The organism is Microbacterium azadirachtae (assembly GCF_000956505.1).
Lineage (GTDB): Bacteria > Actinomycetota > Actinomycetes > Actinomycetales > Microbacteriaceae > Microbacterium > Microbacterium azadirachtae_A.
This window is the reverse complement of the sequence record NZ_JYIX01000037.1, coordinates 302519-316077: the sequence shown is the minus strand read 5'-3', so window position 1 is coordinate 316077 and position 13559 is coordinate 302519. Positions and strand designations below refer to the sequence as shown.

The following is a 13559-nucleotide window of genomic DNA, read 5'->3' as shown; positions in this document are numbered from 1 at the left end:
GCGCACGTTGCGGGCGCGATTCGCCTCGCGCGCCTGGGCGCGGCAGAATCGACGGACACCCCGCTTGCAAGGAGACCTGTCATGGCGCAGCCCGACACCGCACGACTGCTCATCGCCTGTGACGACCAGCCAGGGATCGTGGCGGCCGTGGCCGGAGTGCTCACCGCGCACGGGGCGAACATCATCTCGCTCGACCAGCACTCCACGGACGCGGCGGGCGGGCGCTTCTTCCAGCGCACGGTGATCCACCGCGACGGCCTCGCCGCCGCGCGTCCGGCGCTCGAAGCGGATCTGGCCGCGGTCGCCGAGCGCTTCGGCATGGAGTGGTCGCTGCACGACGCGTCCAAGCGCAAGCGCGTCGCGATCTTCGTGTCCAAGTACGATCACTGCCTCTTGGAGCTGCTCTGGCGCACGCAGCGGGGGCAGCTCGACATCGACGTCACCATGGTGGTCTCGAACCACCCGGATCTCGCGGAGTCGGTGCGCTCGTTCGGGGTGCCGTTCGTGCACATCCCGTCCGGGGACAAGGGCGAGATGGAGCAGCGCCAGCTCGAGCTGCTGCGGGGCAACGTGGATCTGGTCGTCCTCGCACGCTACATGCAGATCCTCACCGACGACTTCATCGAGAATCTCGGCGCTCCGGTGATCAACATCCACCACTCGTTCCTCCCGGCCTTCATCGGCGCGAACCCCTACGCGCGGGCCAAGGACCGCGGTGTGAAGCTCATCGGCGCCACCGCGCACTACGCGACGGCGGACCTCGATGAGGGGCCGATCATCGAGCAGGACGTCACGCGCGTGACGCACGCCGAGTCGGCCTCGGAGCTGCAGAGCCGCGGCGCCGACGTGGAGCGCCTGGTGCTCGCGCGGGCCGTGCAGTGGCACGCCGACGACCGCGTCATCGTGCACGGCCGCTCGACCGTCATCCTCTGACGACGCCGCTTCCGCGCTGCGTGCGGGGGTGTCCGATCAGGCGGACACTCCTGCGGCCAGCTCCGCGAACGCCGCCGCCGCGGTCTCGTAGCGGGCCAGCGGCGCCGACTGGCCGAGCCACAGCGACTGCAGCTCGCCCTTGTTCTGCTGCCCTGCCGGGGTGCGGAAGCGTCCGGTGATCCAGTTCTGCGCCGGGAACGGGGCGATGGATCCGGCCGCCTCGATCTCGGCGACCACGCGGTTGCGTGCGCCCCGCGCCAGCCGGCCGCTCATGGCCCTCGTGAGCACGGACCCTTCGGCGGGCGTCGCGCGGATCGCCGCCCTGTGCGCCTCGGTGGCCGCAGACTCCGCCGTGCCGAGGAAGGCCGTGCCGACCTGCACGCCCTGCGCGCCGAGCGCGAACGCGGCGGCGACCCCGCGGCGGTCCGAGATCCCTCCCGCCGCGATGACCGGCACATCGACCGCGTCGACGACCTGCGGCAGCAGCGAGAACAGGCCGACGACCGAGTCCTCCGCCGGCCGCAGGAACGACACCCGGTGGCCCGCCGCCTCGGCACCGGTCGCGACGATCGCATCCACCCCGCCGTCGGCGAGGGCGCGCGCCTCGCCGACCGTCGTGGCGGTCCCGATCACGCGGATCCCCCTGCGGTGCGCCTCGTCGACCAGCGACGCCGACGGCACCCCGAAGACGACGCTCAGCACGGCCGGCGCGGCCTCGAGGACCGCGGCGAGCTGCTCGTCGACCGAGGGCAGATACGCCTCCGGGCGGGCCGGCACCTCGGCGCCCACCTCGGCGAAGAACGGGGCGAGGGCCGCCGCGTAGTCGTCGTGCTCGGCGCTGGGCTCGACCTCGTCGCCCCGGGGCAGCCAGATGTTGAGCCCGAATGGCCGGCGCGTCGCGGCCCTGATCCCGGCGACGGTCGTGCGGATGCGCTCCGCGTCGTAGCCGTACAGCCCATAGGACCCGAGACCTCCGGCCGCGCTGACCGCGGCGACGAGCGGAATCGAGCTGAGCCCACCGAAGGGCCCGAGGAGGACGGGGGTGCGGATGTCGAGGAGGTCGGTCAGCGAGCTCATGATCCCGAGGCTACGCCCGCGCGAGGTGAGGGCGGCGGGTGTGACGGCCGGTGAACGCCCTTCGCCACGGACCGCGCGGGCGCCTGGTCGGTCGGGGACGACGGTCAGTCGGGGACGACGGTCAGTCGGGGACGACCGGGATGGATCCGGTGAGCGGCGACGGCGGCTCCTCGTCGGGTCGGGCGCCCCGGCGACGCCGCGCACCCGCCGTGACGCCGATGCTCGCGATCACGACCAGTGCGATCGCGGCGAGTCGCACCGGCGACGCGTGCTGTCCGAGCACGAGCAGCCCCGCGATCGTCGCGAAGACGGGCTCGAGGCTGAGCAGGATCCCGAACACGCGCTGCGGCAGGCGGCGGAGCGCCGCGAGTTCGAGGATGTACGGGATCACCGAGGCGAGCAGGGCGGTGAGCGCGGCGAGCCCCAGCACGCGAGGATCCGCCACCGCGGTGACGGCGGCGGGCACGCCGAACGGCAGCAGCAGCACGGCGGCCACCGCGAGCGCGACAGCAAGGCCCTCGGTTCCCGTGGTGAGCGCGCCGACGCGGGTGCTCATCCGGATGTACATGATCCAGAACCCGGCGGCGATGAGCGCGAACAGCACGCCCCAGGGATCCAGCGCCTCGGCGCCCGTGAGCCCGTCAACCCCCAGCAGCGCCATCCCGAGCAGGGCGATCCCCACCCAGACGGCATCGGCGAGGCGCCGGGTGAGCAGCGCCGCCAGCACGAGCGGGCCGAGGAATTCGATCGCGACCGCGGGCCCGAGGGGGATCCGGTCGATCGCGGCGTAGTAGGTGCCGTTCATCGCGGCGATCGAGACGCCGAACAGGATCGCGGCGATCCACTGCGCGCGGTTCCAGCGCTTCAGCCGAGGGCGCGCGATGACGAGCACCACGATCGCGGCGATGAGCACGCGCAGTCCGGTGACGCCCCACGACCCGAGCTCCGGGAAGATCGTGGTCGCGACGGCCGCGCCGAAGGGCAGGGACAGGCAGGATCCGACGACCAGCAGCACGCCGAGAGCGGGCTGCTGCCGCGGTTCCTGGGAGTTCACCACTCAAGCCTGGCACGGCCGGGGTTTGCGTGTGGCCACCGACCATGTCCCGAATTCGGCTGGGTCTGGAGCGGAACCCCCGCCGAAAGCGGGACATGGTGGGGCACAAAGTGGGACATGGTTCGCCCGCACCCTCAGCGCGGAGTGAGCCCCACCCGCAGGGGCGCCCCTGGGGCGGCCGCCTGCACGAGGGCGGCGTCGACCGCGGCGAGCGGATGCACGGCCCCGACGGCGTCGGCGAAGGGGTGCGCGCGGCCGCGGCCCGCCATGAACGCCGCCGCGGCATGCAGCTCGGCACCGGTGTAGTTGTGCACCCCCGCCACGGTCACGAGCCCCCGGACGATGCGCTCGGCGTCGAGCGGCACCGGATCCGCGGGGAACACGCTGCCCAGCAGCACCACGGCGCCGCCCACGTCGACCGCGTCCAGCGCCGCGCGCACCGCGTGCCCCGAGGCCTCGATCACCAGATCGAACCCCTCCTCCGCGACGTCGTCCGGGGTGATCGCGGTGAGTGCGAAGCGCTCGGCGAACGCACGCCGGGCCGGATCCGGATCCGCGATCTGCACGCGCCCGCCCAGCTCCGCGGCGATCACCGCCGCGGTCAGCCCGACGAGCCCCGCGCCGAGCACGAGCACGCGTTCGCAGGCGAGCACCTCCGCGTCCTCCCCCGCGGACGGGGACGGATCCGGCACTCCGCGACCCCGCAGCGCGGCCCCGCGCGCGACGCCGGCCCAGGCGGTCGCCGTGGCGCACGAGACCGGTGCGAGCGCGGCGGCCGGCAGCGCCTCCGGCACGCGCACGATGCCGGTGCCGGCGCGCAGGTGCACGTGCCCGGCGAAGCCGCCGGTGAGCTCCCAGCGCGGTTCGATGCGCGCATGCCCGTACTTCGCGAGCTGCCGGCACTTCTGCGTGCGCCCCACGAGGCAGCGGTCGCAGTGCCCGCACGAGACCGTCACAGACCAGACCACGCGGTCGCCGATGTGCAGCGCCGCGCCATCGACCGCTCGTGCGCCCTCGTCGCCGATCGCGATGATCCGGCCCACGCTCTCGTGCCCGAGCACGAGGGGCGTCGGCGCGTGCCGGCGACCCTGCACGGTGTGGATGTCGGATCCGCAGATCGTCGACATCTCCACCGCGACGAGCACGTCGTGCGGGGCGAGGGCGACGCCGGGCACGGCGAGCACCTCGTGTGGGAGCCCGACGCCGAGCCAGGCCATCGCGACGGCGGCCGGCCGCAGCGGCACGTCGTGCCGGTGCACCTCTTCTGCGGGGCGGACCAGCGCCGCGCGCATGTCAGTCGGCCGCGATCGGCGCGAGAGCCGGGACGAGGCCGCGCTCGACGAGCGCGCCGAGGAGGGCGGTGACGTCGGGCAGCACCTCATCGGGGTCGGCGGTCGCGAGCGCGACGGCGTCGTGCGCGCCGCTCAGCACGCCCGCCACGAAACCGGCGCCGGCCCGACGGCCGGTCTGCACGTCGCTGACCGTGTCGCCGGCGACCGCGACCGCCTGCACCGAAGAAACGCCCGCGCGCAGCAGCGCGGTGAGCACGAGGTCGGGGGCGGGGCGTCCGCGGCCCGCGTCGACGGGCGAGAGCACACCGTCGACGAGGTCGCGCCAGCCCAGCGCGTCCAGGAGCGCGTCGCGGGTGACCGGAGCGAACCCTGTGGTCAGCCAGACCTTCAGGCCCGCGGCCCGCAGGGCGCCGATGGCGCCGGCCGCACCGGGGATCTCGGTCGCACCCTGCTCGGCCACGATCTCCGCGTAGGCGGCCTCGAACTGGGCTGTGGCGCGCTCTGCGGCCTCGAGATCGCCGTCGGCGAGGTACGTGAAGACGTCGATCTTGGACTGCCCCATGGTGTCGCGCACGTACTGCAGCGCCTCGTCCCAGCCGATCCGCGCGGCCACGCCGGTGCGCTCCGCCGCGCGCTGGAACGCCTGTTCCACGATGCCGTCGTCGAGCACGGTGGTTCCAGCCATGTCGAGCACGACCAGTTCGATCGGGGTGTGCGGGTTCATGCGTTCTCCTCCTGTGCGATGCCGCCGACGGTGGCGGTCGTTCCTGCGCCGCCGACGATGGCGGTGATCTGTGTTCCGTCTCCGACTGAGGCGTCGCCGTCCGGGGATCCGGATCCGCCCCAGCCGAAGACGCGGGCGGTCTCGATCTCAGCGAGGCCGAGACCCGTGGTCATGCCGATGCCGGTGGTCGCGGCGAGCGCGAGCACGCGAGGAGCGACCTCCTCGATGAGGAACTCCTCGCCGGCGGCCGCGTACACGCCCTGCCAGCGCTCGAGCACGCGCATCCCGCCCACGTCGAAGAGCTCGCGCGCCTCGGCGAGGAACGCGTCGAACGCGGCCTCGGGCTGGAACGGATCCGGCTGCACGGCCTTGTGGTGCGAGTCGCCGAGCAGCAGCGTCCCATCGGGCAGTTGCGTGTACATCTGGTTCAGGTCGAGCGCGGCGAGTTCAGGGCGTTCGGCGTGCAGCCGTTCACGAAGCGCCGTCGCGGTGCCGAGGCCCGCGAAGCGGCGATAGCGCACGAGCGACCAGCCGGTGAGCAGAGGCGCCTGCAGCGGTGCGCGCAGATCGGCCGAGACGCGCATCATGTCCAGCGCGCAGCGGATCACGCCCGCGCGCTCGGCGAGAGCGGGCAGCAGCTGATCGACGTCGTGGTTCACGGCCACGACCACGTCGCTCGCTGCGATGTCGCCGCGGGTCGTGCGCACGAGCCCCGTGCCGACCTCGGTGACCGCGGTGCGGAAGCGGAACTCCACCCCGAGCGCGGCCAGATGCCGCACGATCGCGGCGGCGGCCTCCCGCGGGTTCACCTGCAGGTCGCCGGGAACGAGCGCTCCGCCGTGCACCACCTCCGGGCGCACCGGGGCGAGCTCGGTCACCTCGGCGGGCGAGAGCAGGCGGATCCCGCCGTCATCGCCGTCGGCCGCGGCGGCCTCCTCCAGGAGGGTCCGCTCGTCCTCCGCCCTGGCGACGACGAGCGTGCCGCTCTCACGCGCCCAGAACCCGGCCTCCGCCGCGAGGCGGAGCCAGATCCCGCGCGACACCTCGCCGTAGGCGCGCGCCGGTCCGTCCTGCGCGCCGATGCAGAGGTGGCCGAAGTTGCGGATCGTGGCGCCCACCGGCCGGTCGGTGCGGTCCACGACCACGACGCGCAGCCCTCGTCGCGCGGCCGCATACGCCGCGCCGAGGCCGACGATGCCGGATCCGACGACCGCGACGTCGAACCGGTCGTGGGGGGAAACCGTCATCGCGTTCCCTTCCCTCATCGCCTTCCCTTCCCTCATCGGAAGACCCTCCGCATCCACATCGCGAGCCCCTCGACCACGAGCACCGTGGCGAGGATCATCAGCACGATCGCCGTGACCACCTCGTAGCGCGAGCCCTGGCCGGCGTTCAGCAGGTAGTAGCCCACTCCTCCGCCGCCGACGATGCCGAGGATCGTCGCCGCACGGATGTTCGTGTCGAGCATGTAGAAGCTGTGCCCGATGAGCGCGCGCGTGCCCTGCGGCACGGTCGCCGAGGCGTAGGTCTGGATCCGGGTGGCGCCGACCGCGCGGAGTGCGCGCTCCGGGCCGCGGTCGACCTCCTCGAACGAGTCGGCGACGAGCTTGCCGAGCAGCCCGATGCCGCCGATCGCGAGGGCCACGATGCCCGCGGTCGGACCGAGCCCGGTGACCACGATGAGCACGATCGCGAGGATGAGCTCCGGGATGCCGCGGATCCCGACGAGCAGGAACCGGGCGATGCCGCGCACCGTGCCGTTCGGGGCGACGTTGCGCGCGGCGAAGGACCCGAGCAGCAGCGAGGGCAGCAGCGTCAGCACGGTGGCGGCGAGCGCGATCGCGATCGTGTCCCGCATGGCGCCGAGCATGACGGAGGCGTCGTAGTTGCCGAAATCGGGCGGCCAGAACTTCACGGCGGTCTCGGGGATCTTCGCCCACACCGTGATCAGGTCGCTCCACTGGATCTGGCACACGATGAGGCTGCCGATCACGATCGCGACGGCCACCCAGCCGGCGATCGTGTTGCGGCGGCGCTCGCGCGTCCACGGGCGGCGCACGGCCGCGGACGGGGACATCGCCCAGGCCGGCTTCGCGGCAGCGGCGGCTGCCGCGGCGCCGCTCCCCGCCTCTTCGCGGCGGCGGAGACGCGGATGCAGGATCCGGTCCATCCACGACCGCGTCTGCGCAGTCTCGCCGAGCATCGCGCCGCGCACCGCGCTCGAGACGATCTCCATCACGACGCAGAGCACGAAGATCACCAGGGCGATCCCGAGGCCCCGGCCGTAGTTGAGCGCCTTGAACGCGTAGGACATCTCGAGGCCCAGCCCCGCGACGCCGACATAGCCGAGTACGACGCTGCCGCGCAGGTTGATGTCGTTGCGGTGCAGCACGGTCGCGACCCAGCTCGGCAGCACCTGGGGCAGCACGCCCGCGGTGAACTGCTGGAGCTTCGTGCCTCCGGCGGCCCGGATCGCGAGACGCGGGCCCTCGTCGATCTGCTCGATCGCATCGGCGAACATCTTCGAGATCATGCCGATCGAGTGGATCCCGATCGCGAGGATGCCGGGCAGGGTGCCCAGCGAGAACATGAGCACGAACGCCATCGCCAGCACGACGTCGGGGATCGAGCGGGTGAGCACGCCGATGAACCGGGCGATCCCGCGCCAGACGGGTCCCGGCGTGGTGTTCGCGGCGGCGAGGTAGGCGATCGGCACCGAGAGCGCGGCGGCGACGAGCGTGCCGACCAGCACCAGCCCCACGGTGAGCGCGATCAGCCAGAGCAGGTCGAGCGGCGCGGGGAAGGTCAGCGCCCCCACGCGCGTCGTGAAGCGCTGCGCGTTGCCCCAGCTCTGGAAGACGCCGGCGAGCGAGAAGCCGCTCTGCACGAGCGAGGCGATGCCGAGCACGACCAGCACGACCAGTGTGAGCGAGGCCGCGATGCGCTCCGGAGACACCCGGTGCTTCGGCGCGCGGGACAGGAGGCCGCCGACGTAGCCCTCGCGGCGGGGTGCGGCGACGACGGTCACGAGCGCGCCGCCGAGGGCTCGGCGATGTCGGCTCCGGTCGCCGCGCCGGCCCCTGTGCCCGTCGAAGCGGGAGGTGCGGCCGGCGTCGCGATCCCCTGCTCGATGAGCTCCGTGGTCACGGCGGTGAGGTCGGCGGTGGTCGTGGCGACCCGGCCGTAGATCTCCATGACCTCGGCTTTGCTGAGGCCGGTCGTGGAGGTGTTCAGCACGACCTCGCCGTGACGGAGGCCCACGATGCGGTCGGCCCAGCTGATCGCGAGGTCGACCTGATGCAGGCTGCACACCACGGTGAGTCCCTGGTCGGCCGCGATCTCGCGGATGAGCGCCATGACCTGATCGCTCGACTCGGGGTCGAGCGAGGCGACGGGCTCGTCGGCGAGCAGGATCTCGGGGCGCTGCATGAGCGCGCGGGCGATGGCCACGCGCTGCTGCTGGCCGCCGGAGAGGGTGTCGCTGCGCTGGTAGGCGCGGTCGAGCAGCCCCACGCGCTCGAGGTGGCCGAGGGCGCGCAGCTTCGCGTCCTTCGAATAGCCCCAGAGGCCGAGGCGCGGGCCGCGCACGGACGAGAGCGATCCGGTCAGCACGTTCTCCAGCACGGTGAGCGACGGCACCAGCTCGAACTGCTGGAAGATGAAGCCGACCCGGCTGCGGAGGCTGCGGAGCGCCTTGCCCTTGAGCGCCGGGACGGAGGATCCGAGCACCTCGATGCTGCCCGAGGTCGGCGTCTCCAGTCCGTCGAGGTGCCGCAGCAGGGTCGACTTGCCGGATCCGGAGAGCCCGAGGAGCACGACGATCTCGCCGCGCGCGACCTCGAGGTCCGCGCCCCTGAGGGCGGTGGTCGCGCCGAACTGCTTCGTGACGCCGGCGAGGCGGATGACCGGCTCGGCCACGGCGGGGGTGGTGGCGGTGCTCATGATGGCGTGCTCCTGGTTGTGAACGGGATCGTTGGCGAGAAACCAGATCCGGCATGAGACACCACGTCTGCCGTGGTGTCTCATGCGGGGAGTGATTTCTCGCAAGCCGGGGCCGCCGGCGCGTGCCGCCGGCCCCGGTGTGATCGGTCAGATCACTTCTTGCACTGATCGGCCTTGGTCTTGTCGCAGATGTCGCGGATGATGTCGTAGTACTTGTCGTCGACCGGCTTGGTCGCGTAGAAGGTCGCCTTGAACGCGTCGCTGTCCGCGTTCTTGACGCCGGCCTTCACGATGTCGTCGATCGTGATCTCCTTGAGCGCGGTCACGACCTTGTCGGCGGTCTCCTTCGGCAGGGCCGTGTTGTAGACCAGAGGGGCGCCGGGGACCATCGTCTTGTCGACGACGGTGACCTTGTCGCTCTTGGCGACCTCGCTGTCCTCGGCGAAGCCCGCCTCGCACTCCTTGCCCTCGCCGACCTTCTGCACGCTCACGTCGTGCTTGCCCGCGAAGACCGGGGAGACGCCCGTCTTCGGGTCGATGTCGTCCTTGAGCAGGTTGTAGCTCGGGAAGAGGTAGCCCGAGGTCGACGACGGGTCGACGAAGCAGACCTTCTTGCCCTTGAAGTCCTTGATCGAGGTGATCGAGGATCCCTTCGGCACGATCGCCTCGGAGTAGTAGCCCGGCTCCTGGCCCTGCTTGGTGACGATCGAGGAGATCGGGGTCAGCTTGGCACCGGCGTTGGTCGCGGTGATGTAGGTGAAGCCGGAGAACGAGGCGACGTCGACCTTGCCGGCGACGGCGGCCTCGATGAGCGCGGCGTAGTCGGTCGACTCGTGGTACTCGACCTTCTTGCCGGTCTCCTTGGCGAGGTAGTCCATGAGTGGCTGGTAGTTGGTCTGGGTGTCGACCGAGTCGGGCACGACGCCGAAGACGAGGGTGTTCGCGTCGACGGCGTAGCCGCCGTTCGCGGCAGCGGGCGCGTCGGTGCCGGTGGCGGCACCGGCAGCGCCGGAACACGCGGCCAGGCCGAGGGCGAGCACGGCGGCGCCGGCTGCGACGGTGAGAGCGCGAAGCTTCATGAGGACCTTTCGGGTTTCAGGTGCGGAGGGAATCCTCGAAGACTCTCTCAAGCCGGCGCCCGAGATGTATACCTAACTCGGCACTGTTCCCCGACTGTTCACCCGCGATTCTCCTGAATGAACACCGCAGGAACAGGGGTGCGCCCGACCGACGCGACGAAGTAGTATGCCTATGTGCCCGAGGTTGTCTACACCCAGATCGCTGACGATCTGCGCGCCAGGATCGCCGAGGGGCGGTTGCGTCCGGGAGACGCCGTGCCCACAGAGGCCGAGCTCGCGGAACGCTGGAGCACCTCGCGCGGACCGATCCGCAACGCCCTCGCAGCGCTCCGCGCCGAGGGCCTCATCGAGACCGCCCGCGGGCGGCCCGCGCGCGTCGTCGAGCGCAAGGCGACCCAGGCAGTCGACGTGTCCGTGCCGTTCACCCGTTGGGCGCGCGAGCTCGGCGCCCGCCCCGGGGCGCGCACCCAGGAGCTGAGCCTGCGCCGCGCCGGAGCCGAGAAGGCGCAGGCGCTCGGCGTGGATCCCGGCGACACGATCGTGAGCGTCGTCCGGCTGCGCTTCCTCGACGACCGCCCCACGATGCTCGAGCGGCTGTTCTACACCGAGGAGGTGGGCCGCCTGCTGTTCGCGGTCGACACCGATGCGATCTCGATCACCGAGTTCCTGGGCTCACAGGGCCATCCGATCGTGGGCCTGCAGCACGAGATCGACGCGGTCGCCGCCGACGAGCAGGACGCGACGCTGCTGCAGGTGCCGCAGGGCACCCCGATCCTGCGCCTCAGCCGCACCTCGCGCGGCGCCGACGGCCGCATCTTCGAGGCCAGCGAGGACCGCTACCTCTCCAGCATCGTGCGCTTCACGGTCTCCGGATCCGGCATCTCCCCGGACGGCCAGTACCTCCGCGCGGTGGGCGGCTGAGGGCGATTCCTGACCAGGTCGTCACACCGCGAGCAGCGCGATCCCTGCGACGACGACCGCCGCGGCTCCGATCCGCCAGATCGGGCGGCCCTCGCGCAGCACGAAAGCGCCGAACAGGCTGACGAGCACCACGCTCACCTCCCGCAGCGGCGCCACGAGCGCGACGGGGGCGATCCTGATCGCCTGCAGCACGAGGATGTACGACAGCGGCGAGAGGATCCCGAAGGCCACGATCCGGCGCCATTCGGTGCGCCACAGCGCCGCGGCAGCGGGCCACCGACGACGCATCGCGGCCGTGTAGTAGACCGCCTGCATGCCTGCGGTGCCGACCATGAACGCGACAGGGGAGATCGAGAACGAGCGCACGACGAACGCGTCCCAGATCGTGTAGAGCGCGATGGCGACCCCGGTGAGCACGCCGAACAGCAGCCCGGGATCGATCCGCCGCCGACCGCCGGCCCCGACGCCCCGGCGCACGGCCCCCACCCGATCCACGAAGCCGATCGCGACGATTCCGAGGATGACCACCGCCACCCCGACCAGCGCGAGGGGTGAGGGACGCTCGCCGAACAGCAGCATCGCGATGATGACCGAGAGGAACGGTCCGGTGCCGCGCGCGGTCGCGTAGACCGTGGAGAGATTGCCGACGCGGTAGCCGTGCTGCAGCACGGCCATGTAGGCCACGTGGAGCACGCTCGAGGCGAGCACGCCGAGCACGAAGCCGCCGATGTCGCCGGATCCGAGGCCGCCGGTGAACGGCACCACTCCGATCCAGAGGACCGTGCTCGCGACGGCGCCCCACCAGAGGAACGGGAGACCCGCACGGCTGATGCCGTGCGCCAGCACGTTCCAGCCCGCGTGCGCGACAGCGGCGGAGAAGACGAGGACGAATGCGAGAAGCGACATGGGAACCTTCGGTCGGCCGCGGGCGCGACGGACGTGGTTCCTCCAGGCTTTTGTCCGTTCAGATGACGCCGGGCCCACGAGGACCCGACGTGGCGCCGCTCGGACCAGTCGGGCGGACCTCGGAACCCTAGGCGCTGTCGAACCTCAGCCTAGCCGCGCGCCGCGACCGCGTGGATCCGCGCTTCGATCCGCGATACATATGTGCGAAACTGATTGTCCACAGATCCCGGATTCTCCCCTCCAGTGTCGGTTCTGCGTTCTAGGCTGAAGGCATGGAACTCGCCCCCGACCACACGCTCCGACGCAGCGCGGCGCTGGTCGAGGAGTGCGCGCAGATCGACCGCGAGATCGCCCGGCTGCACGCCGTGAAGGCGGAGAGACTCGCCGAACGGGTGCGGCTGCTCCTCGATGAGATCCGACCGGGGCAGGACGGATTCGAGCAGGCCGAACGATCCATGATCAGCGAGTTCTCCGCAGGGCTGCGGGTCACCGCCTACGCCGCGGCGAAGCAGCTCGCCAATGCGCACACCCTGCAGGAGCGCCTCCCTGGCACGCGTGAAGCCCTCGCCGCCGGTGCGCTCACGCTCGCCCACGCCGACGTGATCGTCGAGGCCGCGCGCGACCTCCCCGCCGGGGACGACGCCGTGACGGCCGCCTACGAGACGGCGGTCGTCCCCTACGCGTCCACGGAGACTCGCGCGCGCACGAAGGCCTTCGCCGAGAGCGTCGTCGCCGCCCTCGCGCCGGCGACCGTGCAGGAGCAGCACGACCGCGCACAGGACCAGCGGGTCGTCACGGTGACCGACGAAGGACGCGGACAGGCGACCCTGCACGTCACCGGCCCCGCCGTGCTCATCCACTCCGCCTACGACCTGGTCACGCAAGAGGGCCACGCGATCCTCCGCGCGGCGAAGCAGGCCGGAGCGGACTCCGAGCCCCTCGGCGACGCCCGCACCCTGGATCAGGTGCGCTGCGACCGGATCCTGCTGCGGCTGCTCACCGGCCGCATCGATCACGACGCCGACATCCTCGACAGCATCCGCCCGACGGTACAGGTCACGGTCAGCGCCGCCACCCTCGCGGGGATCGACGACCGCCTCGCCGAGCTCGACGGCCACGGTCCGACAGACGCCGCCCTCGCACGCGGTCTCGCCGCATCCGCCGCCTCCTGGCGACGACTCCACCTCGACGACGCGGGGATGATCACCCGCACCACCGCCTACCAGCCGACCGAGGCGATGAGACGCCACCTCCGCGCCCGAGACCGCACCTGCCGGTTCCCGGGCTGCCGCAGACCCGCGCGCAGGTGCGAGATCGATCACACCTACGACCACGCCCGCGGCGGACCCACCGCGATCACGAACCTCGCGTGCCTCTGCGCCACCCACCATGCCCTCAAGCACCCGGACGTCGACGCGAGATGGCGCTGGACCGCGCGACAGCACCGAGACGGGACCATCGTCTGGACCACCCCCGCCGGCGTCGAATACTCGGATACGCCGCCGCCTCGCGTCATGTTCGTGGAAGAGACGGGCTTCTCGGCTACACACTCGCGCAGCCGATGACAAGTGCATCGAGGCGAATCACGGGGCGGAGCGATGGCTCCGATCACAGACGCTTCCGAAGCACCG

12 protein-coding genes are annotated in these 13559 nt (G+C 71.9%); 3 read left to right on the top strand and 9 right to left on the bottom strand.

What is annotated here, in order from left to right; genetic code table 11:
- The first annotated feature begins 81 nt into the window (after positions 1-81).
- On the top strand, positions 82-933 hold the full coding sequence (gene purU / locus RS86_RS14330) for a formyltetrahydrofolate deformylase (protein ID WP_045272882.1): 852 nt from the start codon (positions 82-84) through the stop codon (positions 931-933).
- Between the two features lie 36 nt (positions 934-969).
- On the opposite strand, the gene RS86_RS14325 is transcribed toward purU, so the two are convergent.
- The 8 genes from RS86_RS14325 to RS86_RS14290 form a co-directional block, all read right to left on the bottom strand.
- Complete coding sequence (locus tag RS86_RS14325) at positions 970-2010, bottom strand: NAD(P)H-dependent flavin oxidoreductase (RefSeq protein ID WP_045272881.1); 1041 nt, start codon at positions 2008-2010, stop codon at positions 970-972.
- Positions 2011-2131: 121 nt separating this feature from the next.
- Complete coding sequence (locus RS86_RS14320; protein ID WP_045272880.1) at positions 2132-3064, bottom strand: EamA family transporter; 933 nt, start codon at positions 3062-3064, stop codon at positions 2132-2134.
- A gap of 134 nt (positions 3065-3198) precedes the next feature.
- Complete coding sequence (locus RS86_RS14315; RefSeq protein WP_052680291.1) at positions 3199-4356, bottom strand: alcohol dehydrogenase catalytic domain-containing protein; 1158 nt, start codon at positions 4354-4356, stop codon at positions 3199-3201.
- Between the two features lies 1 nt (position 4357).
- The gene (locus RS86_RS14310; RefSeq protein ID WP_045272879.1) at positions 4358-5080 is read right to left on the bottom strand and encodes an HAD family hydrolase; all 723 of its coding nucleotides are present in this window, start codon (positions 5078-5080) and stop codon (positions 4358-4360) included.
- Positions 5077-6327: a TIGR03364 family FAD-dependent oxidoreductase gene (locus tag RS86_RS14305; RefSeq protein ID WP_082076806.1), complete on the bottom strand. Its 1251-nt coding sequence runs from the start codon at positions 6325-6327 to the stop codon at positions 5077-5079. The genes RS86_RS14310 and RS86_RS14305 overlap by 4 nt, the downstream gene beginning before the upstream one ends.
- Positions 6328-6359: 32 nt before the next feature.
- The gene (gene phnE / locus RS86_RS14300; protein ID WP_052680290.1) at positions 6360-8108 is read right to left on the bottom strand and encodes a phosphonate ABC transporter, permease protein PhnE; all 1749 of its coding nucleotides are present in this window, start codon (positions 8106-8108) and stop codon (positions 6360-6362) included.
- Positions 8105-9022, bottom strand: coding sequence for a phosphonate ABC transporter ATP-binding protein (gene phnC / locus RS86_RS14295; protein WP_082076797.1), 918 nt, complete (start codon positions 9020-9022; stop codon positions 8105-8107). The genes phnE and phnC overlap by 4 nt, the downstream gene beginning before the upstream one ends.
- Before the next feature lie 152 nt (positions 9023-9174).
- Positions 9175-10101, bottom strand: coding sequence for a phosphate/phosphite/phosphonate ABC transporter substrate-binding protein (locus tag RS86_RS14290; protein WP_045272878.1), 927 nt, complete (start codon positions 10099-10101; stop codon positions 9175-9177).
- Positions 10102-10275: 174 nt separating this feature from the next.
- Here RS86_RS14290 and RS86_RS14285 point away from each other — a divergent pair, with 174 nt between their 5' ends.
- Positions 10276-11022 carry a GntR family transcriptional regulator gene (locus RS86_RS14285; RefSeq protein ID WP_045272877.1) on the top strand — a complete coding sequence of 249 codons (747 nt, stop codon included), beginning with the start codon at positions 10276-10278 and terminating at the stop codon, positions 11020-11022.
- Positions 11023-11043: 21 nt separating this feature from the next.
- Here the strand turns inward: RS86_RS14285 and RS86_RS14280 are convergent, their stop codons facing one another.
- On the bottom strand, positions 11044-11928 hold the full coding sequence (locus RS86_RS14280) for an EamA family transporter (RefSeq protein WP_045272876.1): 885 nt from the start codon (positions 11926-11928) through the stop codon (positions 11044-11046).
- 272 nt (positions 11929-12200) lie between these two features.
- Between RS86_RS14280 and RS86_RS14275 the strand changes: the two genes are divergently transcribed.
- The gene (locus tag RS86_RS14275; protein ID WP_052680289.1) at positions 12201-13493 is read left to right on the top strand and encodes an HNH endonuclease signature motif containing protein; all 1293 of its coding nucleotides are present in this window, start codon (positions 12201-12203) and stop codon (positions 13491-13493) included.
- Positions 13494-13559: the final 66 nt, after the last annotated feature.

Excerpts from the sequence above, each read along its gene's own strand:
- purU (WP_045272882.1), top strand. The coding sequence starts at position 82 with ATGGCGCAGCCCGACACCGCACGACTGCTCATCGCCTGTGACGACCAG.
- RS86_RS14325 (WP_045272881.1), bottom strand. The coding sequence starts at position 2,010 with ATGAGCTCGCTGACCGACCTCCTCGACATCCGCACCCCCGTCCTCCTC.
- RS86_RS14315 (WP_052680291.1), bottom strand. The coding sequence starts at position 4,356 with ATGCGCGCGGCGCTGGTCCGCCCCGCAGAAGAGGTGCACCGGCACGAC.
- RS86_RS14310 (WP_045272879.1), bottom strand. The coding sequence starts at position 5,080 with ATGAACCCGCACACCCCGATCGAACTGGTCGTGCTCGACATGGCTGGA.
- RS86_RS14305 (WP_082076806.1), bottom strand. The coding sequence starts at position 6,327 with ATGACGGTTTCCCCCCACGACCGGTTCGACGTCGCGGTCGTCGGATCC.
- phnC (WP_082076797.1), bottom strand. The coding sequence starts at position 9,022 with ATGAGCACCGCCACCACCCCCGCCGTGGCCGAGCCGGTCATCCGCCTC.
- RS86_RS14290 (WP_045272878.1), bottom strand. The coding sequence starts at position 10,101 with ATGAAGCTTCGCGCTCTCACCGTCGCAGCCGGCGCCGCCGTGCTCGCC.
- RS86_RS14280 (WP_045272876.1), bottom strand. The coding sequence starts at position 11,928 with ATGTCGCTTCTCGCATTCGTCCTCGTCTTCTCCGCCGCTGTCGCGCAC.
- RS86_RS14275 (WP_052680289.1), top strand. The coding sequence starts at position 12,201 with ATGGAACTCGCCCCCGACCACACGCTCCGACGCAGCGCGGCGCTGGTC.